The sequence below is a fragment of the Cupriavidus sp. DF5525 genome (assembly GCF_040149425.2).
Taxonomy (GTDB): Bacteria; Pseudomonadota; Gammaproteobacteria; order Burkholderiales; family Burkholderiaceae; genus Cupriavidus; species Cupriavidus pickettii_A.
Window position 1 is genome coordinate 816,233 of the sequence record NZ_CP168267.1, and the last position, 24,327, is coordinate 840,559.

General features: G+C 60.7%; 19 protein-coding genes and 7 pseudogenes. 5 read left to right on the forward strand and 21 right to left on the reverse strand.

Going from position 1 to position 24,327, the window contains the following annotated elements; all coding sequences use genetic code 11:
• Positions 1 to 179: 179 nt before the first annotated feature.
• On the forward strand, positions 180 to 512 hold the full coding sequence (locus tag ABNX08_RS38265; protein ID WP_022540270.1) for a DUF3562 domain-containing protein: 333 nt from the start codon (positions 180 to 182) through the stop codon (positions 510 to 512).
• A 270-nt stretch (positions 513 to 782) separates the two neighbouring features.
• Here the strand turns inward: ABNX08_RS38265 and ABNX08_RS38270 are convergent.
• A pseudogene (locus ABNX08_RS38270) lies at positions 783 to 1,088 on the reverse strand (DnaJ C-terminal domain-containing protein); the annotation flags it as partial.
• A 77-nt stretch (positions 1,089 to 1,165) separates the two neighbouring features.
• On the opposite strand from ABNX08_RS38270, the pseudogene ABNX08_RS38275 reads away from it, so the two are divergent.
• Positions 1,166 to 2,342 (forward strand): annotated as a pseudogene (locus tag ABNX08_RS38275) (IS3 family transposase).
• A 103-nt stretch (positions 2,343 to 2,445) separates the two neighbouring features.
• Here ABNX08_RS38275 and ABNX08_RS38280 read toward each other — a convergent pair.
• The 12 genes and pseudogenes from ABNX08_RS38280 to ABNX08_RS38335 all read right to left on the reverse strand — a co-directional run bounded on the left by ABNX08_RS38280 (position 2,446) and on the right by ABNX08_RS38335 (position 12,857).
• Complete coding sequence (locus tag ABNX08_RS38280) at positions 2,446 to 2,790, reverse strand: hypothetical protein (protein WP_349608176.1); 345 nt, start codon at positions 2,788 to 2,790, stop codon at positions 2,446 to 2,448.
• Between the two features lie 367 nt (positions 2,791 to 3,157).
• Positions 3,158 to 3,547 carry a hypothetical protein gene (locus ABNX08_RS38285; RefSeq protein WP_349608178.1) on the reverse strand — a complete coding sequence of 130 codons (390 nt, stop codon included), beginning with the start codon at positions 3,545 to 3,547 and terminating at the stop codon, positions 3,158 to 3,160.
• 1,215 nt (positions 3,548 to 4,762) lie between these two features.
• A protein-coding gene (locus ABNX08_RS38290) for an IS3 family transposase (protein ID WP_374063754.1) occupies positions 4,763 to 5,940 on the reverse strand; the annotation gives its coding sequence in 2 pieces (ribosomal slippage) (positions 4,763 to 5,673 and positions 5,673 to 5,940; 1,179 coding nt in all).
• A 326-nt stretch (positions 5,941 to 6,266) separates the two neighbouring features.
• Entirely contained in the window at positions 6,267 to 6,506 is a 240-nt protein-coding gene (locus tag ABNX08_RS38295) for a hypothetical protein (RefSeq protein ID WP_022540308.1), read from the reverse strand.
• A 41-nt stretch (positions 6,507 to 6,547) separates the two neighbouring features.
• Positions 6,548 to 7,072, reverse strand: a pseudogene (locus ABNX08_RS38300) (ISKra4 family transposase); the annotation flags it as partial.
• 680 nt (positions 7,073 to 7,752) lie between these two features.
• Entirely contained in the window at positions 7,753 to 8,124 is a 372-nt protein-coding gene (locus ABNX08_RS38305; RefSeq protein WP_022540310.1) for a type II toxin-antitoxin system VapC family toxin, read from the reverse strand.
• Positions 8,121 to 8,318 carry a type II toxin-antitoxin system VapB family antitoxin gene (locus ABNX08_RS38310; protein WP_022540311.1) on the reverse strand — a complete coding sequence of 66 codons (198 nt, stop codon included), beginning with the start codon at positions 8,316 to 8,318 and terminating at the stop codon, positions 8,121 to 8,123. The genes ABNX08_RS38305 and ABNX08_RS38310 overlap by 4 nt, the downstream gene beginning before the upstream one ends.
• 236 nt (positions 8,319 to 8,554) lie before the next feature.
• A pseudogene (locus ABNX08_RS38315) lies at positions 8,555 to 8,743 on the reverse strand (H-NS family nucleoid-associated regulatory protein); the annotation flags it as partial.
• A 26-nt stretch (positions 8,744 to 8,769) separates the two neighbouring features.
• Entirely contained in the window at positions 8,770 to 10,164 is a 1,395-nt protein-coding gene (locus tag ABNX08_RS38320; RefSeq protein WP_374063813.1) for an ISKra4 family transposase, read from the reverse strand.
• Between the two features lie 36 nt (positions 10,165 to 10,200).
• Positions 10,201 to 10,809, reverse strand: coding sequence for a plasmid pRiA4b ORF-3 family protein (locus ABNX08_RS38325; RefSeq protein ID WP_349608094.1), 609 nt, complete (start codon positions 10,807 to 10,809; stop codon positions 10,201 to 10,203).
• 781 nt (positions 10,810 to 11,590) lie between these two features.
• Positions 11,591 to 11,896: a hypothetical protein gene (locus ABNX08_RS38330; RefSeq protein ID WP_349608092.1), complete on the reverse strand. Its 306-nt coding sequence runs from the start codon at positions 11,894 to 11,896 to the stop codon at positions 11,591 to 11,593.
• A gap of 571 nt (positions 11,897 to 12,467) precedes the next feature.
• Entirely contained in the window at positions 12,468 to 12,857 is a 390-nt protein-coding gene (locus tag ABNX08_RS38335) for a hypothetical protein (RefSeq protein ID WP_349608090.1), read from the reverse strand.
• Positions 12,858 to 13,138: 281 nt separating this feature from the next.
• On the opposite strand from ABNX08_RS38335, the gene ABNX08_RS38340 reads away from it, so the two are divergent.
• Both ABNX08_RS38340 and ABNX08_RS38345 read left to right on the forward strand, forming a co-directional pair.
• Positions 13,139 to 14,260, forward strand: coding sequence for a J domain-containing protein (locus ABNX08_RS38340; RefSeq protein ID WP_349608088.1), 1,122 nt, complete (start codon positions 13,139 to 13,141; stop codon positions 14,258 to 14,260).
• A gap of 92 nt (positions 14,261 to 14,352) precedes the next feature.
• Entirely contained in the window at positions 14,353 to 14,634 is a 282-nt protein-coding gene (locus ABNX08_RS38345) for a hypothetical protein (RefSeq protein ID WP_022536745.1), read from the forward strand.
• 80 nt (positions 14,635 to 14,714) lie between these two features.
• Here ABNX08_RS38345 and ABNX08_RS38350 read toward each other — a convergent pair whose 3' ends face one another.
• The 8 genes and pseudogenes from ABNX08_RS38350 to ABNX08_RS38385 form a co-directional block, all read right to left on the reverse strand.
• Positions 14,715 to 16,289 (reverse strand): IS66 family transposase, encoded by a 1,575-nt coding sequence (locus tag ABNX08_RS38350; protein WP_022536744.1) that lies wholly within the window; start codon positions 16,287 to 16,289, stop codon positions 14,715 to 14,717.
• 42 nt (positions 16,290 to 16,331) lie between these two features.
• The gene (gene tnpB / locus ABNX08_RS38355; RefSeq protein ID WP_022536743.1) at positions 16,332 to 16,679 is read right to left on the reverse strand and encodes an IS66 family insertion sequence element accessory protein TnpB; all 348 of its coding nucleotides are present in this window, start codon (positions 16,677 to 16,679) and stop codon (positions 16,332 to 16,334) included.
• Between the two features lie 250 nt (positions 16,680 to 16,929).
• A pseudogene (locus ABNX08_RS38360) lies at positions 16,930 to 17,023 on the reverse strand (transposase); the annotation flags it as partial.
• Positions 17,024 to 17,410: 387 nt separating this feature from the next.
• Positions 17,411 to 17,668: an H-NS family nucleoid-associated regulatory protein gene (locus ABNX08_RS38365; RefSeq protein ID WP_349608902.1), complete on the reverse strand. Its 258-nt coding sequence runs from the start codon at positions 17,666 to 17,668 to the stop codon at positions 17,411 to 17,413.
• Positions 17,649 to 18,668 (reverse strand): annotated as a pseudogene (locus ABNX08_RS38370) (DNA-binding protein); the annotation flags it as partial. The gene ABNX08_RS38365 and the pseudogene ABNX08_RS38370, both read right to left, overlap by 20 nt.
• Positions 18,669 to 19,013: 345 nt before the next feature.
• Positions 19,014 to 20,339: a group II intron reverse transcriptase/maturase gene (gene ltrA, locus ABNX08_RS38375; RefSeq protein ID WP_374063814.1), complete on the reverse strand. Its 1,326-nt coding sequence runs from the start codon at positions 20,337 to 20,339 to the stop codon at positions 19,014 to 19,016.
• Between the two features lie 531 nt (positions 20,340 to 20,870).
• A pseudogene (locus tag ABNX08_RS38380) lies at positions 20,871 to 21,352 on the reverse strand (transposase); the annotation flags it as partial.
• A 295-nt stretch (positions 21,353 to 21,647) separates the two neighbouring features.
• Positions 21,648 to 22,574: a LysR family transcriptional regulator gene (locus tag ABNX08_RS38385; protein ID WP_349608898.1), complete on the reverse strand. Its 927-nt coding sequence runs from the start codon at positions 22,572 to 22,574 to the stop codon at positions 21,648 to 21,650.
• A 214-nt stretch (positions 22,575 to 22,788) separates the two neighbouring features.
• Here ABNX08_RS38385 and ABNX08_RS38390 point away from each other — a divergent pair, with 214 nt between their 5' ends.
• A complete protein-coding gene (locus ABNX08_RS38390; protein ID WP_349608896.1) occupies positions 22,789 to 24,294 on the forward strand; it encodes a CoA-acylating methylmalonate-semialdehyde dehydrogenase in 1,506 nt (501 codons plus the stop codon).
• Positions 24,295 to 24,327 lie beyond the last annotated feature (33 nt).

A 24,327-nucleotide genomic window follows, 5' to 3' on the forward strand; every position in this document is an offset into this window, starting at 1 on the left:
CACAAAGCTCCCACATTTGCTCCCGAAGTTGAGTAGAGTGGTTATTCGTCCCGAGCGGCAGTGCACGGTTCAGGAGCCGTCCTCGAAGCAGTGCTAGCGCAGACGTGACGTCGACAACATGCACACGAATAGCCACCAGTGCCGTCACCCGCGCAAGAAGAGAGTGGAAAGGGGGAGCGATGAGAACAGAGGACCAAGACCACGTAGTTGCGAGGATTGCGATGGAGACTGGCTTCCCTCTTGAGGTCGTTCGGGAATTCTACCTCGCAGCATTCCGAGACCTCAGCGCAGATGCCCGTGTTCATGCCTATCTGCCGCTATTCGCCGCAAAGCGGGCAATCGCTCAGCTGCGCAGTGCAGATTCTGAGTCCGGAACTCAAACTCGCTCGCTCGACCCGGATGCTGAGCGGGATGCCCCTCAGGCGGCATTATCGACCGAAGCCCAAGACTTGCGCATACACGCCTCTTGGACACGACAACCTACGGCTATCGCGAGCCCAATCATCGGGTAGCTGCCGGGAACAGGAATTTTTGGTCTCTGCCCCCTGAGTGAGGGTGCCTTCGCCTGCCATCTACTACGAGCCTCTATGAGCCGGGAGGCTCGACGATTATGTCGACCACCAGATGACCCTTCGATGACAGCCACGCCTTGTACCAACGACCAGGCTAGCGTCCCTCTGGATGGCGCCGAGCACACGCTGGTAGTCCTGCTCTAGTGCCCTGCCCTCCCGAGTCCGAGTTGGCAGTGCCCGGCATCCACGGGTTGAATCCGCAGGCCATTGTCAGGCTCTCCTATCCGGGCGCGGATTAAAGCTCAATTCCCGCGCCATGGCTTCATAAAGCTCCCGCGCTTTGGTGGTGTTTGCCGGCGGCAACACCACCTGGATGTCCAGCAGCAGATCGCCCGGTGGATTAGCGGGAATGCCCTTGCCGCGCACACGTAGCTCGCTGCCGCTCTGGGCGCCAGGGGGAATGCGCACCTTCAGTTCGCCCCCAGGTAAATCGACGGGCACCACCGCCCCCAGCGCCGCCTCCCATGGCGCCACCTGCAGGGTGAGGTGTAGATTTCGCCCCTTCACTTTCAGTTGGTCGTGCGGTGTAGTGGTCTAATTTCCTCGGACAGGTCGATAGGAGGACAATCCGGAATCGACGAGGAAAGAGCTAGATGACAAGAAGGCGCCGACAATTTGACGCCAGCTTCAAGCTGGAAGTGGTACGGATGGTACGAGACCAGGGATTATCGGTCAGCGAAGTCTGCCGGTCGATGGAACTTGGTGAGACGGCCGTTCGCCGCTGGGTGGCGCAATACGACGCCGAGCGCGCCGGCGGCCCGGGCGAGGGCAAACCGCTGACGGCCGAACAGCAGCGCATTCGGCAGCTCGAAGCGGAGAACCGACAACTGCGCGAGGACAATGCGCTGTTAAAAAAAGCGTCGGCCTTCTTTGCACGAGAACTGAAGTGAGTTATCGCGTGGTAACTCACTTGCAACAGGAGGCCGTATCGGTCAGTAATGCCTGCCGGGTTTTGCAGGTGAGCCGCTCTGGCTACTATGCGCACCGGCGTGCCAAGCCGAGCGCAAAGAGCCTGCAGGAACAGACCCACGTCAAGGCAGCGTTTGCTGCCAGTGGTGCGAACTACGGCAGCCGGCGCGTGATGCATGCGCTGAGGGCACAAGGACTACGTATTGGCCGCTATCGGGTCCGCACGCTGATGCGCGAAACGGGATTGCGCGCGAGATGGAAGCGCAAGTTCGTCTCGACGACCGACAGCAGGCATACGCTACCTGTGGCAGAGAACGTGCTCGACCGGCAGTTTGACGTGGCCGAGCCCAATCGCGCGTGGGTTTCGGACATCACGTATATCCGCACGGCGCAGGGCTGGTTGTATCTGGCGGTCGTGCTGGACCTGTACTCGCGTCGTGTGGTTGGCTGGTCGATGGCTCCCACCATGCCGGCCGGACTGGTCATGTCGGCACTGACCATGGCGTTGCAGCAGCGCCGGCCAGAGCCGGGACTGGTCCTGCATTCCGACCGGGGCAGCCAGTACGCGAGCGATGAATACCAGGCGTTGCTCAAGCAGCACACGTGGTTTGCAGCATGAGCCGCAAGGGAAATTGCTGGGACAATTCGGTGATGGAACGGTTCTTCCTGAACCTCAAGATGGAACGCGTGTGGCAGCGGCAGTACGCCAACCACGATGAGGCACGGCGCGACATCAACCAGTACATCATCGCTTTCTACAATCCGGTGCGCTTGCACTCCACTTTGGGCTATCTGTCGCCCGCCGCCTACGAGACGGAAACGACAGTGAAAGAACCTATCTGCCTGTCCGAAATAACTTGACCACTACATCCTGCCCCCATCAGCTCCAACATGCGAAGTTCGGCCGTTGCAGCCGTTCCCAAGCTAGGAGGATGGTCCGAAGAAGGGTCGAGGATATCAGGCATTATCCGTTTGTTAGAAATGCGACACGACCGTCCTCCCGCACATACAAGTCTGAGAACGACAGCACAACGTTCAGTTCATCCCTGCACCAATGAAATCCGTCGGGATCACGAGTGGCTTGGTTGATTAACATAATTAAATGATTACCGACCCGAAAGCGATTCTGTGCACTCGCCAGTGCCTTGAATAAACGCTTCCATTTGGTCATGGTATGGCACGGATCAGGAAGTCCGATTTCCTGAAGGAGCCTCCCTATTTGCGGTCCTGTAAGGCCGCGTTCTGCATCTCCGAGGACACGGCATGCCGCTTCGAGGTGCTGCACATTGAAGGGGACGAGGTGCGTCACGAAAATATCTCCTTGCAGTGCTATCAGCCAATCCTGGCTTCCCGCCGCAGATTTGGCCTTCCCGAAGACACCCTGGAGGATAGCTCCGCGTAATCGTGTTGAGGCGACGACTGCCGGTCAGTACGAGCAGGACGGCGCGGCCTCACCAGTTCGGGCCTGCAGGCGGCCTGGTGACCTACATAGTCTCCGCAGCAGCCATGGCGAACTATCGAACCTCGGCCACGCCCAGTCGGCGGACCCCACCGGTGGCCATTATTTTCCAGCGTACCTTCACCCGGAGAGTCCTTTGGTGACTAGTAGGCGAGCTTATCGAGCTCGCGATGCAACGGTCTTGTGATGACTCTGACTATCGGTGTGTCGACACACCTCACCGCCGATTTCCATTCATGCTCTCGCCTTCCATCGCGGCACGCCATTCCTCGTGCGCCTCGATTGGCTCCAATTCCTGGTTGACGAACGAGGTAGCGCGTTCTGCGGCAGAGGAGGCATTGAAGGGGAAGTCACCCTGGCTGTCTTCCAGTACTTGCTCCGCCGGACCGACAACGTCAGCATACGCGCTAAATCTCTGACAAAGGAAATATTTTTCTTGAAACACCGGTAACGACGAATTCCGAAAAAACTCAAGCTTTTCCTCGCAAATAATCCAACCACATAAAAGAAGGCTGTGCGAGGCCCGCCAAGTCGCCACCAGAGGTGCAAATACAGAACCCATGTTGAGGATAAAGAGCGCATACTTGGGTTGGCAATACCTACCCATGTGCACGCTTCGGTGCGCCCGGCGCATCTCAGCGCAGGATGTGGCAGCGCTATGTCAGGCCGCGTTGGTCGCCTTGGAATGCACTCCTTCGCGGATTCTGCTGATATTACTTGCCCGATATGGAGGGCTACGACGTCGCACGTTCTCTGCGAAGCAGCCCTGGAACGGCAGAGAGACTCTGAACGAGGTGCTGATTGCTGACATCGATGGATTTACGGGAAGCGCAGTAGTTCACCTCATCTGCAATAGCCTGAAGCAGCCAATGAAGCGGCGATCTTGAGCGTACGCCACCCCAACTTCGTCGGGGCTGAATCTGGCGCGTCACCTGGAACGCTTCCCGCTGGGAACCTCCCGATCGCCGGCCGGCTTATGCGGTCCGATGGCGGTCCGATGCTTCCTCGCCCAACGCCCGAACCGCTCGTCCCCGACGGCCCCTTCCCGGCCGGCCATGAGCGGCCCTTCCACTTGACTACTACGCGCACGTTTGAAGGTTGGCTCCACGCTGACAACGGACGGTTGACTTTCCACGTTGCAAGAACTGACGTCGACGATATAGTCACACAGTCTCTTTTCCTTCTACGAGAGGACCGCGTGCCCATGTTCAGTCGCCCGACGCGGCAGTGTGGACTTACGGGGGGCAAGTGCCGCTACCTCTGCGAGGAAATAAACAGGCATAGTTCCTTCGATGAGCGTAGCGATCTGGAGTGTTTCGCAAGACCTGGGATACCAGCTTGGAGCCGGTGTTCGCCTTTCAGTACCCCTGCCCCGCTTCGAATATTGTTTCCACAAGACTACGACCTGCTGTTTAGCGACGATCCTTGGGGCGAACGAGAAGGTGCAAGCGTCCAAAGCCAGAGAGGCATTGCATGTGCGTCAATGCCACAATCAAGGGCCTTATAGCGCGGACCAAAGTGAAGTGGCGAGCTAGGGTGGTCATACTTACGTCATTTTTTCAACCGCTGTTCCGGGAACAGCCTTTACAAAAGTTCCCGGATAGCCATCTAGTTACGCACCGTCGGTGTACCCGTCGCGGTTGGTGATTCGCGCCCCATCGGAAAATACATTTCGCCTGTCCGTGACCGCAGCGCCATCGGTGTAGACGTCAAACTTTGTAGCTTTCCCTCCATCGGTATAGGGGTCACGTGGCCCCACCGGTCCGGCATACGCCCCCGCGGCGCCAAGTGCGGTACCCAAGACAGCGGACAGTTGTAGTGGTCAAGTTATTTCGGACAGGCAGATAGGTTCTTTCACTGTCGTTTCCGTCTCGTAGGCGGCGGGCGACAGATAGCCCAAAGTGGAGTGCAAGCGCACCGGATTGTAGAAAGCGATGATGTACTGGTTGATGTCGCGCCGTGCCTCATCGTGGTTGGCGTACTGCCGCTGCCACACGCGTTCCATCTTGAGGTTCAGGAAGAACCGTTCCATCACCGAATTGTCCCAGCAATTTCCCTTGCGGCTCATGCTGCAAACCACGTGATGCTGCTTGAGCAACGCCTGGTATTCATCGCTCGCGTACTGGCTGCCCCGGTCGGAATGCAGGACCAGTCCCGGCTCTGGCCGGCGCTGCTGCAACGCCATGGTCAGTGCCGACATGACCAGTCCGGCCGGCATGGTGGGAGCCATCGACCAGCCAACCACACGACGCGAGTACAGGTCCAGCACGACCGCCAGATACAACCAGCCCTGCGCCGTGCGGATATACGTGATGTCCGAAACCCACGCGCGATTGGGCTCGGCCACGTCAAACTGCCGGTCGAGCACGTTCTCTGCCACAGGTAGCGTATGCCTGCTGTCGGTCGTCGAGACGAACTTGCGCTTCCATCTCGCGCGCAATCCCGTTTCGCGCATCAGCGTGCGGACCCGATAGCGGCCAATACGTAGTCCTTGTGCCCTCAGCGCATGCATCACGCGCCGGCTGCCATAGTTCGCACCACTGGCAGCAAACGCTGCCTTGACGTGGGTCTGTTCCTGCAGGCTCTTTGCGCTCGGCTTGGCACGCCGGTGCGCATAGTAGCCAGAGCGGCTCACCTGCAAAACCCGGCAGGCATTACTGACCGATACGGCCTCCTGTTGCAAGTGAGTTACCACGCGATAACTCACTTCAGTTCTCGTGCAAAGAAGGCCGACGCTTTTTTTAACAGCGCATTGTCCTCGCGCAGTTGTCGGTTCTCCGCTTCGAGCTGCCGAATGCGCTGCTGTTCGGCCGTCAGCGGTTTGCCCTCGCCCGGGCCGCCGGCGCGCTCGGCGTCGTATTGCGCCACCCAGCGGCGAACGGCCGTCTCACCAAGTTCCATCGACCGGCAGACTTCGCTGACCGATAATCCCTGGTCTCGTACCATCCGTACCACTTCCAGCTTGAAGCTGGCGTCAAATTGTCGGCGCCTTCTTGTCATCTAGCTCTTTCCTCGTCGATTCCGGATTGTCCTCCTATCGACCTGTCCGAGGAAATTAGACCACTACAAGTACGAGTTTCTTAAGCATGATTCCACCTCCTATTAGGTGGTTACATTTTTTCCCCCAGCAAGTTCAAGTTCCAGTATAGGTGCGCTTTGACGAATTTTTTGCATTGCACAAATTTATACTTGGCACGCCCCGCCCGTTTGCGAACGATGAGCGGCCCGGCACGGACAGCCAGGCGAATTTCTTCCGCTATGCACCACGGGGTCTGAAATGCTGGAAAGAAAACGTTCTTACAAGGGATTCCACGTTGGAGACCGCGCTAAAGCGGGGGCAGACTAAGCAACAAGGCGGTGGCCCTTCTCCCGGGCGATGGAGGGATACCATCGTTCAACGTGAGATCGGAACTGGTCATTGAGCACGGCAGTCCGGATTTGTAGAAGTTCGTGCGGGTGCCGCGGCCGCCCATGTCGGCAATGGCCTCGGGCATGGCCGCCCGGCCGCCGCCAAGGAAGGCCAGACCGGACAAGTCGCGCGTATCGATGCCGGAGAAGAAAACCATCGCCTTGCCGCTTAGTCAGCCCCCGGTTTGGCGCGGTCTCACAGGGACTTCCCGACGATCACTTCAAACCAGCCATTCTGGCGGCGCCGGTGGCCCGCTAGCCGAAGGTAGCCGCCGTCAATGCCGACCGCGCGGATCGGACTGGGCTCCGGGATCTCGGACGAACCGACGCTCGCGGCCACCTCCGCCTGCTGCCGGGCGTCGGTGGCCTGTTCCGCTTCCAGCCGGCGACCGAGCGTGGTGACCTGGCGCCGGATTGAGCTGGCTGCCAGCACATGATCGAGCGGCAATACCTCTTGCAGGACGTTGACGGTCAGACCATACGACATCAACGCTGCAAACTTGACCTCGAGATACTGGAGTTCGGGACTGACCCGCTCAGGCAAGCAGTTGGCGACCGGACTGAAGGTGGGGGCGTTGCCCTGGCATTGCCGACAGGGATACAGCCTGGGACTGTCAATCGACAGTCGCCCGAACGCGCTCCGGAAGACCAAGTGATGGTGGCCCTTGCAAGCCAGCTGCGCCCCGCACGTGGGACAAACGCTGGTCCGGGCAACTGCCTCGGCCCAGGATCGGAAGCCATGCGCGCATTTTAGGTGCCTCATTGGCCTCTCAGCAGTAGTCCCATCGTTTGCCCCCGATTTGGCGCGCTCTCTACGCGCGAGGATGGATTGCCGGAGGGACGCCTATTCAGCGATGCGTTCATCACTGCGGCCAGTGGCGCGAAGTACCTGTCTAGAGACTTGTCAGCGGGAGCGTCCACTGGCCATTCCGATTCTTCCGCAATGACTGCAAGCCTACCTTCGTAGACCTTCATGCCGCTCTTGCCCTACCCATACACATACGCATGTGTATGCGTATGGAGTGAGCTAACTTAGGTCAAGGCCGGTTATCGGCCAGAGTATTAGGGTTTACGCGCAACGTAGCCGACCCCACCTCCAGGTATCGTCACATTGACCGCCTCTTCTCGGGCGCGCGTTTGACGCTCAGCTCGTAAGGGCCGCCTTTGTGCGTCATGATGGAGGCACGTCTGGGGCATCAGACCGCGATACATGCGACGGTCCATCGCAGCGCCCTTGTCATTCGCCCACTGTAATTCGATGTAGCCTTCCAGGGCCGCGACTGTCTTCGGGTGGCTCAAATAGATGCAGCGCTGGCGGCACCCGTTGTGATGGCGCCCAGCAGGCTCACTTCTTCGCGGATTTGGCCTGAGGGTTGAAGCACGTCAGCCACCTTTTTCCGTTATCTAGTGCGCGAGCACCGCGCCGAGATTGAGTTCATCGGCAACTTTCTTCAATCGCTTGTCGCGCGTCCAGATGGTGATGCCTGGTTGTAGGCGCGCGGACGCCAACAGTGACGTGTCGACATATCCTATTCCACGATTGAACAAACCTTCGCGCTCGATCAAATAAAACGTCTCCTCCGGCGTTGCAACTGGCGCGCGCGGCAGATCGAGCAACGCGCCAAGCACGACGTCACGGTCACGCAGACTACCGAGCGAAATCTCGCCTATCACATATGGATGAGCCAGCACGCACTCCTCGGCAAGCAGGCTAATCAGCATAGGATCAGAAGCGTTGATGTGGTCAATCCAGACCGACGTGTCGACAAGAATCATTCGATGTCCTGCCGGCGACGCGGCGCCCCCTTGATGCCCGGTTGGCTACCGCCAAGATTCGCGAGTCGTTTCGCGGCTTCACGCTGGATCAAGGCCTTTAGCGCTTCGCGCACGAGTGCCGTTTTCTCCTCCAGGCCCGTATAGGCTTGAGCCTTGGCGATCAAGTCGTCATCAAGCGCAATAGTCGTACGCATGGGAATCTCCGTAAGTATGCACTAATGATAGCATCGTTTGATGATAAAAATAGTGCATTGCGAAGTCTCGTAATGAGCGCTTTTTGCCGCGACATTCCGATGCAGTTGCACGCGAGAACGGCGAAAACCGCCCGCGAACACAGACGAGATATCGCATCCTCGGAAAAATCCAAAGGCGGTCAGCAGAAATTCCGGCTTATAGAAGACGACCGCCCCAAGCTAATCCGCGGTCGAAGCTATCCGATCCGGAAAAACTCCACGCTCTGCCCCGCATTGACCGCCCGCCGCAGCCAATCGGGCATCTCGCCCTGCCCGTCCCAGCGCATTCCCTGGGCGTTGCGGTAGCAGACCGCGGCCGGCGGCGGGGGCTGCGGCGGCGGTTCAAAGCACCCCGCCGCCTCCAGTTCCTCCATGGTCAGCCCATAGGAGACCGCGCCAAACCGGGGGCTGACTAAGCGGCAAGGCGGTGGTCTTCTTCTCCGGCGATGGAGGGATACCAGCGTTCAACGTAAGAACGTAGCTGGTTATTGAGCACCGCGGTCCGGATTTGCAGTAGGTTGTGCGCGTACCGAGGCCGCCAAGCCATCTGCTGCCGTTTGACGAACCGCTTGCTGACCACCTGGTTGACGGCTGACTCGACAAAACCTGAGGCAATGGGCTCGCCATGCCGATAGCGGTCACCGTAGTTCACGATGAAGTACCGGTTGTTGTCCAAGTAGACAATGAACTCCTCGAGCTTGCCAAGGAGTTTGGCCTCCTCGGGGCTGGCCTCAGCGTCCAGATCCCAGCCCAGGCTTTCCAGTCGGCGCAACGCCGGATAGGGGCAGCCGTGCCACAGGTGCCACTTGGAGCTATGCAGCGCCTTGATCAATTCCGCGTTGCTGGGGCCGCCGTGGGCCGGCCGGCCCTTGATCATCTGTTCGAGGTTCTGTACCCGCATGGCGATGTGGAACCAATCGAGAACGTACTCACCGCGGTCACCAAAGCCGAGTTGGGCAAACCGTACGGTATCCCCGCCGTCCGACAGGAAGGTGACCGGCTGACTTGGTTGCACACCTTCTCGTAGCAGGAAGTTCCACATACGATCGGCCGGTCGACGCTCCAGCTTGTGCACGTAGGCAAAACTATGCCCGCCATCCTGATCCCGCAGGGACTTTCCGACGATCACTTCAAACCAGCCATCCTGGCGGCGCCGGTGGCCGGCCCAGCGAAGGTAGCCGCCGTCAATGCCGACCGCGCGGACCGGACTGGGCTCCGGGACCTCGGACGAACCGACGCTCGCGGCCACCTCCGTCTGCTGCCGGGCGTCAGTGGCCTGCTCCGCTTCCAGCCGGCGACCGAGCGTGGTGACCTGGCGCCGGATCGAGCTGGCTGCCAGTACATGATCGAGCGGCAATAATTCCTGCAGGACGTTGACGGTCAGACCATACGACATCAACGCTGCAAACTTCACCTCGAGATACTGCAGTTCTGGACTGACCCGCTCAGGCAAGCAGTTAGCGACCGGACTGAAGCTAGGTGCGTCGCCCTGGCACTGCCGGCAGGGGTACAGCCTCGGACTGTCAATCGACAGCCGTCCGAACGCGCTACGGAAAACCAAGTGATGGTGGCCCTTGCAAGCCAGCTGCGCCCCGCACGTGGGACAAACGCTGGTCCGGGCAACTGCCTCGGCAACCTGTGCCGTGACCATCGTGCGCTGCAGCCGGCCCAGCAATGATTTCGCCTCCTCCAGATGCAGCCCCAGCGAGCCCACATCAAGGCCATCTCTCTCGAACTGGGCTATCTCGGTGACGGTGGCTGGCACGCCTCCATCGTCCTGCACTACGAGTTGTAAGCTGACACGCATGGCCGCCCTCCTCCCTTGGAAGCTGCGGCGACCAGTCTACCCCTCGAGCTCTCGCAACCGATCATTGACGATCCGACGATCAAAGCGACGATCCAACCAAATCAGCCACCTATCGACCTCGTCGCGCAGGTCTTCCAGCACGATTGGCCCTTCGCGCAGCGACTCGATCCAATCGAGGAATTCATACTCACTGTGTTCGTCCCTGGCCTCCAGATACCTCTCGATTCCGCCAATGTCCTCGGACGGGCATGGCCCGCAACCCGGCACGCAACGGGGCAACTGGCCAGGCCGTTGCCGCAGCATACGCCGCTCCATGCGTATCTCGTGGCGCCACCACGCGTTGAAGTCATACACATAGACGAAGCCTTCGTGTTCTCGGAGATGAAACGCGGTCAGCGGCAGTTCGCTGGCGACTGTGCAGAACTGCAAGACGCCCTCATGAGCTTCGCCGTAACGCCTGCCACGAATACTGAACGTGTGCAGATGTTCGTCGGCCCAGCCCATGACGACCTGGATGACATGGTGCAATCGCCCGAGCGTCAAGTGCTCGGGAACGAGGACGCGTCGCCAAACCGGCGGGCTCAGGCCGCGCAGAGCAATTCGAAGTTGAAGGACGGAGATCGCCGGCCCAGGATCGGAAGCCATGCGCGCATTGTAGGTGCCTCATTGGCCTCTCAGTAGCGGTCCGGCCGTCAGCCCCCGTTTTGGCGCGCTCTCCTACACGGGCTGGTGTCAGCAGCTGCGCGTCGTGCATCTCCATACATTCGGTCGATAAGGCCTGCGTCTGAGTCTGTGGCAAAAAATTCGACATGACACACCAGCCATTGACGGCGAGCGCACTTGTCGCGATGTCGAATTCGCTGGATCGGGAATTCGTCGAGCCATCGATTGCCTGGTCCGGAGCGGCGTCGCCGATCAGGCAATCAACCAGCCGTTCGATTTCCGCTTCAGTCAGGGGGTGTTCCAGAAACGCATTCCTTCTTATTTGCTCTTCCGCTCGCGGCGAGATCGAGTACTCGCTCGAGTCTGCTACAAGCTGGTCAAAACCATCAAGCGTTGTTGGGGTCGCGTCGAACGCGGGCATTGACACGCCCCGGACCCAGGAGGAAGAGCCGGGTCGAGATAGTCGATCTGTCGGGACAACGGCGCAGTCTACACGAGTGGGACAAACCGACCGTTGATCCTCGGCTCGAGCGATGGCCTGGGCCGACGCCTATTACGTGACAACGGCCATTGGGGCAACGTCGGACCTAACGGCGGCATCGGGTCGCAAGCGGAAGTCGGCGTTGCCGGATCTCGGCCAAAGCGGCCAGTCAGCTTCCCCGAAAACAGCCGACCGCGGGTGTCCGGTTTCAGATTTCACGAAGGGGCCTCCGACACCCGCGAATCGAAACTGGATGGCGTATAGCACCTTGAGCAACGCCATCTACAGGCGGCGGCACTGCCGTTCCCCAAGGGCGGCCTCTTCTATGGTGCGCGCCAAGGCGCCTGACGGACCCCTTTGGCCGCCTTGCGCAATGAATCGAGAGGTCGCGTCGACGACTGTTTCGTCGCTGTTTTCATCGAATACGTCAAAGACTGGTGCAACGACCGACTCTACAAGGGCAAATTGCTGCTTTTCAAATCTGCCTGGGTCGATGCGGCCTTCGGCATCGAAACTGAGAATGGAAAACGTTATTCGAACGACGCCCACCGGGTCTCTGGCCACGCATTCAACGACCACGTCGGCCATTCGTAATCGTTGTCCCGCAAAAACGGGCACACAGTGACTTGCCGGATCTCGCAGCATCCGGTCGAACTTGGTGCTCGACAGCCGCCAGAGGGTATCGTCCCGAGCAATGAGAAACCTTCGGCAGGAAAAGCCCATGGCTGTGCCGCCCGTGCATCAACTATGAAGCTCACCACGCTCGGTGAGCTTCCATAATGGGCCTTGCCAGTGGAAGCTTCTCCCCAGCACCCCACTCCGCGAGCATGACCAGAAGATTGTGTCCTCGTGGTCGATGGCCGGCCCCACTGCGCCTTTCTTGCACGTGAAGTGCGTCGCAGCCATCACGCGGGTGTCGTCGAAGTCAGTGGCGTGGCCGATCACGTCGCATGAGACTCCGCCACGGGCTTGCCCGAGCCCCGCTGAGGACCAAGGGCGGCGCCTCTCATCCAGAAGGTGTCCTGCATTGGTGATGTACATGCTGAATTGGATTCAAAGAATGACGTAGGCCTGTCCGTATCTCGTCGCGCGTTCCACTTCTACTGTCGGAATCAGACATGGAAGGCCTCGGCGAGACGCAAGGGCTGGCTTTGACGCCTCACTTGATGATCTCGCCGCTCCATCGATCACGGTTGGCCCAGAACGAACACCGCGGGCATTTTTCGCCTTCCGGATAGTCAACGCCTTCCTCATGCGGGCACCCGATGATGCGATCGACGGCCACCACCGATTTGGCACCATGCTGGTCAATGAATCGAATGATTGCTTCGGTAACTGCTGGATCCGTTCTCACATCAGTGGTTTCGCAGAACCACCGCTCAAGGGGGTCGGCGTCATCACCTTCGTGCGCGATGATGCCAACGGAGACTTTCGTCGCTCTCGTGTCGTCGGGCCCGTAGAAGGCAACCGTTGCCACCGGGTAGCCGCGGAAGCCCTTGTTGCGTTTTTTCGCGAACTTGTCTCGGTACCACTGAGCCTTGAATGTCATGACCACTCCTCGCATGCACTGCTAGTGACGTAAGCGGCGCCACCCCTTAATGAAGCTTACCTACTTTTCGCGCTCTTGACCGGAGCCAGTTCCGGCATTTGCCACGCCACAGCGAAGCTGCTCGCCGCCAAAGGGGCCAAGGGCAGCGCCATATCGATAAGAGCGGTTATCGATATAGGGCACGAAATATGAGCCTGCGCCACATGGTTTCCATCCACCACTCATCGGCTAGAATGCGCACAGCCTTCGCTTTCCACCGCTTTTGCGCGCAAATCCCCCACATGGCCAGGAACAACCACCAGTCTGTCAGCATCGCGCCCGACCACAACCGACCCATCCTGTCGAAAGGGCAGAAAACGTTCAACTCGCTGATCAAGCAGATCGAGAAGCGGCGCATGCGCCTGCGTGCTTGGGAAACCGTCACGCCCTCCTTCCAGCAGCGGTACGTCAACGACCTCCTGCCCCTTGAACAAACCTTGACCGATCTGCAGATCCGGATGGTGCATCGCCTTGACCGGGCCTACGAGCAAAAGGAACTGACCAAAGCAGAACGTCGCAAGCTCGCTGCAGTGATCACTGATTTGGCGGGCCCGCTGGCAGGTGAAGACGACGGCTTGAAAGCCATTTACAACAAGTACAGCGCGACCGACTACGACAGTGAAACCGCTGCTGAAATCGACGGCATGAAATCCATGCTTGAGGCCGTGCTTGGTGTCGAATTGGGCGACGACCTGGACATAAGCTCACCAGAGGAGTTGCTCCAGCACGCCCAGGCACACATCCAGCAAAGGCAAGCGGAAGAGGCCACAGAAGCCGTCGCGCGGGAAGCGCGTCGCGCCAAGCGGAAAAAATCGCCCAGACAGCTTGCGGCAGAGGCGCGCGCCCAGGAAGAGCAGGCTCAGATTAGCCTCTCCATCCGCGAGGTCTATCGCAAGCTGGCCAGCGCCCTGCATCCTGATCGCGAGGCCGATCCGCAGGAGCGCGACCGGAAGACCAAACTGATGCAGCGCGTCAATGAGGCCTACAACAAGAACAACCTGCTGCAGTTGTTGGAGCTACAACTGGAGTTGGAACACATCGACCAGCATTCGATCAACCACATCAGTGAAGATCGGCTGAAACACTACAACAAGATCCTGAAGGAGCAAATTTGCGAACTGGATCAGGAGATCCTGCATGTCGAAACCGCGTTTCGGTATAGCTATGGAATCGAGCCTTTCGAGGCTCTATCGCCCGACACCGTCCTGCGCAACCTTGCCGCTGATATCAAAGATCTCCGGCTCAACATTCGAGCCCTTGAGCATGACCTTGCGGCGTTCGAAGACATTAAGAATCTGAAGGGCTGGCTCAAGACCTTCAAGCGTAAGCGCCTCACGAAGACCGTTCTTGCCCCTGTCCCATAGATCACGAGATGCTGTCTGCTTTGAGGATGTTCCGTTACCCAGTAACGCACAGCGAGGTCGTTACTGGGTAACGGTCGCAAAGGAGAAGCGAGATGGCACAAACGACGGCACAGCGGCAAGCCGCCTACCGAGCAAGGCGCGTGACGACAGGCAACGATGGTAACGGAGAGCGTCGGTTGAGCATGTGGGTGACCACGGAGGCGGACTTTGCCCTTGCTCGCCTGGCGCGCCGTTACTCGGTAACGAAGCGAGAGATGCTGGAGCGGTTGATCGTGCGGGCTGACGACGCGATTGTCCGCAGACTCGATCCGGACTCGCCTGATTGGGACACGTACTTCTTCGCTCGCCGGGCGCCCAGCCACGTTACCGGGTAACGGAGTGTTTTGTGCAGGCGAGTGGGGGCGCTTCCACGCCGTGAGCCGTGAAGCGGGGTCATTCAGACGGCAGCAGTTGGTCAGGCGCCTGGCGGCGCGGTGGGCAGGTTCCGCAGGTGTGCGTGGGCACGCCAGGGCAGCAATTCTTCAACGCGGTTGATCGGGTGATCGGCAATGCCGGTCAGCACATGGCACAGGTAGGCGCGCGGGTCGATGCCATTGAGCTTGCACGAGGCGACCAGCGAATACATGGCCGCCGCCCGTTCGCCGCCGCTGTCGGAACCGGCAAACAAGAAGTTCTTGCGGCCCAGGGCGACACAGCGCAGCGCGTTCTCGGCGATGTTGTTGTCAATCTCGGCGGTCCCGTCGTCGCAGTACAACGTCAGCGCATCCCACTGGTTGAGCGTGTATTGGATCGCCTTGGCCGTCTCGGATTTTGCCGACAACGTCTGCAGTTTCGCCCTGAGCCAGGCGCCGTAGCGCTCAAGCAGAGGGCGGGCTTTCTCCTGGCGCACCCGCAGCCGCTCAGCCGGCGGTTTGCCGCGGATGCCGGCCTCGATGGCGTAAAGCTCACCGATACAACGCAGTGCCTCGGCAGTCGTTTCGGACGGCGTGCGCACGTGAATGTCGTAGAACTTGCGTCGCGCATGCGCATGGCATGCCGCTTCGCGAACCGAGCCGTCTGCAAACAACTCGTTGAAGCCGGCGTATGCGTCCGCCTGCAGAATGCCGCCAAATCCGCTCAGATGGCGCTGAGGATGCTCCCCCCTGCGGTTGGGCGAATATGCGAACCATACCGCAGGCGGTTCTGCCGAGCCTGCCCGGGTATCGTCGCGCACATAGACCCACAGCCGGCCAGTTCGCGTCTTCTTGTTGCCAGGCGCAAGCACGGGAATCGGCGTGTCGTCGGCGTGCAGCTTGGTACCGGCTATCACGTAGCGGCGCAAGGCCTGCACCAGCGGATCGAGCAATGCCTCGCACATGCCGACCCATCGGCCCATGCTGGCCGGGTCCAGCGTGACGTTCTCGCGTGCGGCGATGGCCGACTGTCGGTACAGCGGTTGATGGTCGGCATATTTGGCCACGAGGATGTCGGCGAGCAAGCTCGGGTGGGCAATGCCGCGCTCGATCGGCAAGCTCGGTGCCGCCGGCTGCGCGATGTGCCGGCAGCAGGCGCAGATCTTCTTGCGCCGGACGGTGCGAATGACCTTGAACGCCGCCGCGATACGGCCAAGCTGTTCGGACACGTCCTCGCCCAGCGGTTGCATCTGGCCGCCGCACTCGGGGCAACTCGCCTCGGGCTCAAGCACCTGTTCCTCGTGCGGCAGGTGGTCCGGCAGGGCTTCGCGCGAAGCGCGCTGATGGCTGGGCGCCTTGCTCTCGCCGCTTGCCGGCGCTTCGCGAACCTCTGCCGCACCGCGGCTGCCAGTCAGGTCCTCCAGCCGGGTCTCCAGGCGTGCAATCTCCCGGTCCAGTTGCTCAGATCTGCGACCGAACTGCATGCGCTTGAGCTTCTCGATCTGCGCCTTGAGTTGTTCGATTTCCAGATCGCGCTCGACCAGATCCTGCCGCATTCGCGACAGCGACGCCTGGGCCTCGAGCAACATGGCTTTGAGGGCATCGATGTCGTCAGGAAGGTCGTTGGCATCCGGCATGCCGCGCAGTTTACGCAGGTGCCGCGCCGTTTACAACAGCGTTTACAACATCGACAGCGGCTCGGCCGTGCGGCGCGGTTGCCGCCAGTCGATCCCCTCGAGCAGCATCGACAGTTGCGCGTGTGTCAGGTGGATCTTGCCGCTGTCGGCCTGAGGCCAGACGAAACGGCCGCGCTCGAGCCGCTTGGCGAGCAGCCAAAGTCCGTCACTGGTGGCCCAGAGAATCTTGACCAGGTCCCCTCGGCGGCCCCGGAAGATAAACACGTGGCCACCCAGCGGGTTTTCCTGCAGCGCGGTCTGCACCTTCGCGGCCAGGCCATGGAAGCCGCAGCGCATGTCGGTCGCTCCCGCTGCCATCCAGATGCGCGTGCCCGCCGGCAAGCCAATCATCGGGACAGCTCGCGAATCAGCAGGCGCAGCATATCCGGCGCCACCTCGCCGCGAATCCGCAAGCGCGCACGGTCGAATTCAATCTCGCAGACATTCTCGGACGGCTGTGCTGCACTGAGCGGCGCCGCCGGCGTATGCGCGGCCGCCTCGGCGACGATGCTCACCGGCAACAGTGCCGGCACCGTTGTCTCCTGTTTCGTCGCTACGCCCTCAGCCGACGTCGGCAACCCGTAAGCTCCGTCCAGATAATGCCGCCGCCACTTGAACAGCAGGTTCGCGTTGATATCGTTGCTGCGCGCGACCAGCGCCACCGACGCGCCTGGCTCAAATGATTGTTCGACCAGCCGCCGTTTGAACTCGGCCGGGAAGTTCGGCCGCTTGTACACGCCGCCAGCACGGCGCCCACTCAACGTCTTGTCCACTTTGGTGTCCGCAATAATTTGGTGGGCACCAAATTACCCAAGACCTCAATCAGTGCGCCAGAACGGTCTTCGTGAGGCGCTTACCTTCAAGCTCGCACCGCCTGCGTCCGCTTTCGATGAGATGATGCCTTTCTAGCGCCGGCGCTGCCACTGCTCGAGCTCTCGCTGTTGGCGGCAACGATTGCTTCGCAGGCCTGGCTTCGCGCTCACCGCGCCCGTTCCCGCGCATCACGAACGGCTGATTTTCTATCAAAATCAGTTGGTTAGCGGAGATGTGGCGGATTTTTCACGAATTGCGACCAACCCTCACTAGCCGACCCGGAAAAATTCCACACTCTGCCCCGCATTGACCGCCCGCCGCAGCCAATCGGGCATCTCGCCCTGCCCGTCCCAGCTCATTCCCTGGGCGTTGCGGTAGCAGACCGGCGGCGGAGGGGGCGGGGGTGGCGGCGGATCAAAGCACCCCGCCGCCTCCAGTTCTTCCATGGTCAGTCCGTAGTCGGCCATCTGCGCCTGGATCCAGCGGATCGCGTCCGCCCGCTCATTTTCACTTGCCTTCGTTGCCATCAATCGGGTTGAGGGAGGGCGTCGGCGCACCCTGATCTTTGCCCTGATCTTTGCCCTGCTCTTCGCTCTGTGCTTGCTTCTCGGTCGGCGCCGGGCCCCCGGCCTTGCGCCGCCGCCCACCACCACCCTCCCGCTCGGGCGGCGCCACCCGCAATTCTGCCAGCAGCTGGCGCGCCAGCGCCGCTTCGGCTTCGGCGCGCTCGGCCCGGCGCTGCGCCGCGGCCAGCTCCGCCTGCGCCGTGTCCAGGTCGCTGGCCGACCTGCGCTGCGCCTCTCCGGCGACCGCGAGCCGATCAGTGAGCGCCGCGGCCTGGGCTTCGAGCCGGGCGCGGGCTTCGGCCTGGGCCACGGCCACATCCCGGGACTCGCTGCGCGCCGCCGCCAGTTCCGATCGCAACTCTTCGGCGGCGCGCTCGCTCTTCTGGCACGCGGTGCGCTCCGCGTCCAGTTCGCGCAACGCGCGTCGCTCGCTGGCCTCGGCGCGCTCTTGTGCGATGGCCACCTGCTCGCGGGCGCGCTCCAGCTCCGTCGAGAATTGGGTACGCAGCTCCGGCAGTTGCCGGCCGGCGGCGTCCAGCTCGGCCCGCCCCGCCTCGAGCCGCGCCTGCGTCGCGGCGTGGGTCTGACGCTCGGCGGCCAAGTCTGCCTAGCTTTCCTCTAATACTTTCCCTGCCTCGGCGAGTTGGGCCGAGAGCGCCGCCACCTCGTCCCTCGCTGCCGCGGTCTCGGCCTGCGCGGCGTCGCGCTCGGCGTCGGCGGCACTGGCCGCGTGACGGGCCTCAGCGCGCAGCGTGGCCAGCTCGCTGGTGGCCGCTTCGTTGGCGGCCTGCCAGATCGTCCGCCGCACCGCCTCGGCGGCCACCTGCTTGAGCGCTTCCGGCAGGTCCGGATGCTCGATGGTGACGCGCGTGCGTCCGCGCAGCTCCTGCCAGAACGCCTGCAGCACCTCGGCCGGCGTGCCCATGCTGCCCTTGCGCACCAGGCTGTAGAGCTTGTTGGAAGCACCCCGTAATCGAACCTTATCGCCGCACCCGGCCAACGCCGGCGTCACTAGCATCCTGACCACGCGCGCAGCGCCCCTTGTTTGCGAGTTCGGCGGAACGCAACGGCAGTAGCCGGCCACTTTGGGCCGTTCAAGAACTCCGCACCTGATGACTGCGTCGGCCGATGAAGAGTCGCTCACCGACCCCGCCTTGGATGACTGCTCATAGGCGCCCACCGGACCTCCGCAGGCAGAGCCTGGATGCCGCTTCGTCGGCCAATACCGAATTTGTGGTCCGGAGCGCAGTTTCCGAGTCCGTTTCACCGCCGATACGGCGTTTGTCAACGTACATGTCGCGTCACCTCACGCAACCTGCTTTAGTTCTGCTGGCTCAATCCGTTCCGGATTGAGCCAGACTTCGTCCGCCAAACTCCAGTTCCGTGTCGGCCCGGACCACCGCTCGGGCGTTCTGGCCTTAGCCTCAGCATAGACTGCTTCACGGCGCGCCAGCACCGCTGCGGCTATGCCACCGTGGCGCTGCGCCGGTGTCACGAATTTCAGCCCACTATGCTTGTGCTCGTGGTTGTACCAGCGCACGAATCGCTGCGTCCATGCGCGCGCCTCGTCCACGCTGTCGAACGCCTGGCGCGGGTAGTCCGGCCGATATTTGCAGGTCCGGAACAGCGACTCGGCGTAGGGGTTGTCATTGCTCACGCGCGGCCGGCTGAACGAAGCGACCACCCCCAGGTTTTCCAGGGTGGCCAGCATCGTCGCGCCCTTCATTGGCCCGCCGTTATCCGAGTGCAGAACCAGGGGACGTCCAGCCAGACCTTCGGCCAAACTGGCTCGCCGCATGAGCAACGCCGCCAACTCCGCCGATTCCGCCCGATGCACCTCGTGACCGACGATCTTGCGGCTGAACACAGTCAGTCCACAATCCTCCAACCGTGATGCAATGTCCCGCATCACTTCTTCGGCCTGCGCCTGGCTACGGCAGTGAACCACCGCATCATCGGCATAGCGCGCCCAGGGGCATTGTGAATGGGTCCGCCTCATCCAGCTATCGAACGCATAATGCATGAACAGATTCATCAAGATCGGACTGACCACCCCGCCCTGGGGTGTCCCCCGAGTCCGAGGCAGGGCCCCATCTTCGGTCTCGAACGGCGCAGTCAGCCACCGCTCGATGTACAACAGGATCCAGTCTTCCTTGATGTGGCGTCGCACTGCCTTGAGCAACAAAGCATGATCGATTTGATCGAACGCCGCCTTGATATCAAACTCAACAACCCAGTCATTCTGCCAGCAACGCTTGCGCGTCACGGCAATCGCCTGTTTCGCCGACTTGCCGGGCCGGTAGCCATAGGAATCTTCATGGAATACCGGATCGAGTATCGGCTCGATCATGAGCTTTACGACGGTCTGCGCGGTCCGATCCGACACAGTAGGCACGCCCAGCTTTCTCGTGCCGCCCTTGGCCTTCGGAATTTCAACCTGCTTCACCGGCGGCGGGAAGTACGATCCCGATGACATCCGGTTCCACAGCTTGTACAGATTTCCCGAGAGGTTCTGCTCGAACATGGCGATGGTTTCATCATCCACGCCGGCAGCGCCGCGGTTGGCCTTCACCAGCTGGTACGCCTCCCACACTGTGCGCTTCGCAATGCGATAAGGTTTTGTTGATGTCATGTCACTCATCCCCACAGTGTGGGTTGATGACCTTCGTCAACGGGATAACGCTGCCCCTTCGCTCCACCCTCATTACAAAGGTTTCAACACTACTACGGGCAGCTCCGCCCCTTGCTCCGGCCTCGGTATTCTTCCTCATGGTGTCTGCCACTTGTTCATTTCCCTTAACATCCGAAGCAAGGTTCTCACGTTCCGTACTGAAGCCTGTATTGAGATCATGCCGCCTATACACCGGCTGCCGTCGGGTCCATAGACAGGTGTCGCCCCGACTGGTCCCGAAGCTGGGGAGCAGCCTCGGTTTTGACAGCGCCTTATCGATTTGACGATGCGTCATCGGACGGTTTGCTTGCGCTCATCTTCTCAACACGTACCTGACACCTTGACGATGCCTTTTCCACAGTCGCTCACCACCACACCTTTTGGGCGCAGCAGCACTGGGCGGTTTGAAACCTGCTCCTGCAAGCCGATTTCGGGAGGCCTACTCCCATCTTCAGTACAGCATCGCAGACTCACGCCTGCGTTCGTGACACACCTCCCCAAATCGCCTGGGCTTTTTTTCTCAGAATCAGCAACGCGGCCGCTTCCGCCAGCGCCTTCTCCTTTCGCTGTAATTCCTTCTCAAGCTGCTGGATGCGCTTCTTGTCACCCTTGGACTGAAGCCGTTGTTCTCGCGCCTGTTCACCGGCGTTGGCATTGGCCGATCGACAGGCCTCTCGCCAGGCAGCGATCTGCTCCGCGTAAAGACCCTTGCGGCGGCAATACTCCGCCAATTCCGCTTCATTGAGCGGCGCGGTTTCCAGCACCACCGCAAACTTGTCTGCCGAGGACCAGGCCTCGGGGTTCTTTCCATCTCCCGGCACCGGGACTCCTTGCGCTTTCATCTGTCGACGCCAAGCATACAGCGTTTGCTCAGTGATCCCCGTCTGCTTTGCCAGCGCCGACACCAACGCATTCTCGGGCGGCATCATGCGGCGCAACAGCGCTTCCTTTCTCTCTGCTGAATAGGCTCTCATTCACTCTGACTCTACCGCCCCCAGACTGGGTCAATCGAAATCAGGTAACACGACAACTATGCTGACACCGGGGGGATAGGAAGGCCGCCGGGAGCCCGGGCCAAAGCAAAACAGGGAAGGCGTCGATGAGCAGGACGGGCGATACAAGGGCGGGTACGTTTCCACCTTGAGCATTTAAGGTCATAGGACGTGCCCTAAAGCTCAATGCTTGTGGAATCATCGGACGCGATTCTCTCACATGCTGGAGATCCGGATATCCACTTTAGAACCCATTTCAAAAGCCGGGCCTGAGCGCTTAATGGGGCAGCCATTCAATGCTTGCAGACTTGCCCATGAGGAAATCGGCGTTTGCTTCGGCAACTCGTCGGAGGTAGTCCCATAACGCCTTGATTCGGGCGAGCTCTCTTCGTTCCTGCGGTGCGACGAGCCAAAAGGTTCTAGTGATGTCAATTTCGGCGGGAAGGATGGGAACGAGACCTTCGGTAACGGACCCTAGGAAACACGGCAAGACGGCCATACCGAGCCCGGAGCGGACGGCCTGGAGTTGAGCGATAACGCTAGTGCTACGCATGAATGGCTTTGCCGCGGGCAGCCACTTGTGCAGACTGAACTGCTGTTTTGCGAAGACCAGATCGTCCACGTAGTCGATCCATCGGTGACCGGGAAGGTCTGCCAGACCACCGATCGGCGGGTGGCGGCGTAAATAGTCGTGAGTCGCATACGGAAGCAGGCGGTACTGTGCAAGCTTGCTGGTGACAAAGGTGTCAGTGGTAGGCCGATCGACGGTAACGGAAGCATCGGCTTCGCGCTTGGACAAATTGACGTTCCTCGGCATCGGCAGCAAGTCGACAGTGATCCCAGGATGGCGTGTGCAGAAGTGCGCCAGATGCGGCGCGAGAAAGTAGCTGCCGAACCCCTCCGTGGCGCCCAACCGTATCTCGCCGCTCAGCGCCCGGGTATCGCCAAAGACTTCGGATTCGACGGTCGCGAGCGTGCTCTCCAGCTTCTCGACATGCTCCAGCAGGCGGTGACCCGCGCTCGTGAGACGATGGCCTTGCGAGCTCCGGTCAAACAGTTTCGATCCAATGTCCTCTTCGAGTCGCGCCAGCCGACGTGAAATGGTGGACTGATTCATGTCGAGCGCATGTGCCGCCTCCAACGCGGATTGCGCCCGCGCCACGCCGAGAAATACCCGCAAGTTGTCCCAGTTGAACTGATTCAAGGCGCCTCCAAATAGGCAAAAACGCATAGCTAACTTGCATATTTTGCCACACAAAATGCATAAATAGCGATGTAGCATCGGCCCTACGGTGTCACTGCCAAGCCGCTATCGCGCGGCAACGGGGCGCGTTCGCAGAGGTGCAAGCGTCTACATGTGCAGTGAACGAGACAAACCAATCAAGTGCGGGCTTATTGCTCACGGAGGCACACAAATCATGGCAGAACACATCGGACACTTTATTTCGGGAAAGCACGAGGCCGGCAGTGGCGCTCGTACTGGCCCGGTCTTCAACCCCTCGACGGGGGAGGAAATCGCGCGCTGCGCCTATGCGGACCGAGCCACGCTCGATCGTGCGGTCGCGGCCGCCACCGAGGCAGGCAAGCGCTGGGGCCGGGCCTCGCATGCAACGCGCCAGTCCGTCATCTTCAAGCTTCGCGAACTGATGATCGCCAATATCGACCTGCTCGCCGAGATCATCGGTCGCGAGCACGGCAAGACCACTGCCGACGCAAAGGGAGAGATCGGCCGCGCGATCGAGGCCATCGAGTTCGCGACCAATGCACCACACGTGACAAAAGGAGAGTACGCCACCAATGTCGGCGGCGACATCGACGTGTTCTCGATGCGCGTGCCAATCGGCGTGGTTGGTTGCATTACGCCATTCAACTTCCCCATCATGGTGCCTGCCGTGATGACCGCGATGGCCGTGGCGGTTGGCAATGGGGTGGTCTGGAAACCGTCGGAGAAGGTGCCTAGCGCTGCGCTAGAGTTTGCGCGCCTGTGGCAAGAAGCGGGGTTGCCCGATGGCGTTTTCAATGTGGTACAGGGCGACAAGGAGGTGGTCGATGGGATGCTCGAACATCCCGGGATCGCAGGCGTCAGCTTTGTGGGTTCTACGACCGTCGGCGAGTACATCTATCAGAAGGGTACCTCGCATAACAAGCGTGTGGCCGCATTTGCCGGCGGCAAGAATCACATGGTGGTGATGCCCGACGCTGATCTTGAGGCCGCAGCCAATGCGTTCGTCTCCGCCGGCTATGGCTCGGCGAGCCAGCGCTGCATGGCTGTGTCGTTGCTGCTACCCGTCGGCACAGGAACAGCGGAGCGTCTGCGCGAACTCGTCGTGCCAAAGATCCAGGCGCTCAAGGTGGGCGCCTTTGACGATCCCGCCGCCGATTTTGGGGCCGTGATCTCAGCGCAGTCCAAGCTGGCCGTGGAGCGGGCCATTGGCGATTGCGTGGACGCGGGAGGAGAGCTCGTCATCGACGGGCGCGAACTGAGCGTACCGGGCCATGCACGTGGCTACTACCTCGGCCCTACTCTGATCGACCACGTAACGTGGGACATGGATTTCTACAAGGAAGAGGTCTTTGGACCGGCGCGCGGCATCATGCGCGCGGCGACACTCGACGAAGCCATCGCCATCACCAACCGGCACGCCTACGGGAACGGCGCGGTCATCTTCACCCGCGACGGAAAGTCGGCGCATCGCTTCACGAACGAGATCGAGTCCGGCATGGTCGGGGTTAACGTTCCGGTGCCGCTTCCCGTGGGCTACTTCAACTTCGGCGGCCTGCGCCGCTCGAAGTTCGGTGAATCCCATCTCTACGGGCCAGACGCCGCACGTTTCTACACCAAGCTCAAGACTGTATCGCAGCGATGGCCCGAACCAGACCAGAAGGCGTTGCCCATATCACTTGCCTTCAGTGGCAGCGCCTGAGGTTCATTTTATCCCGCCATCCATTGGCGGATG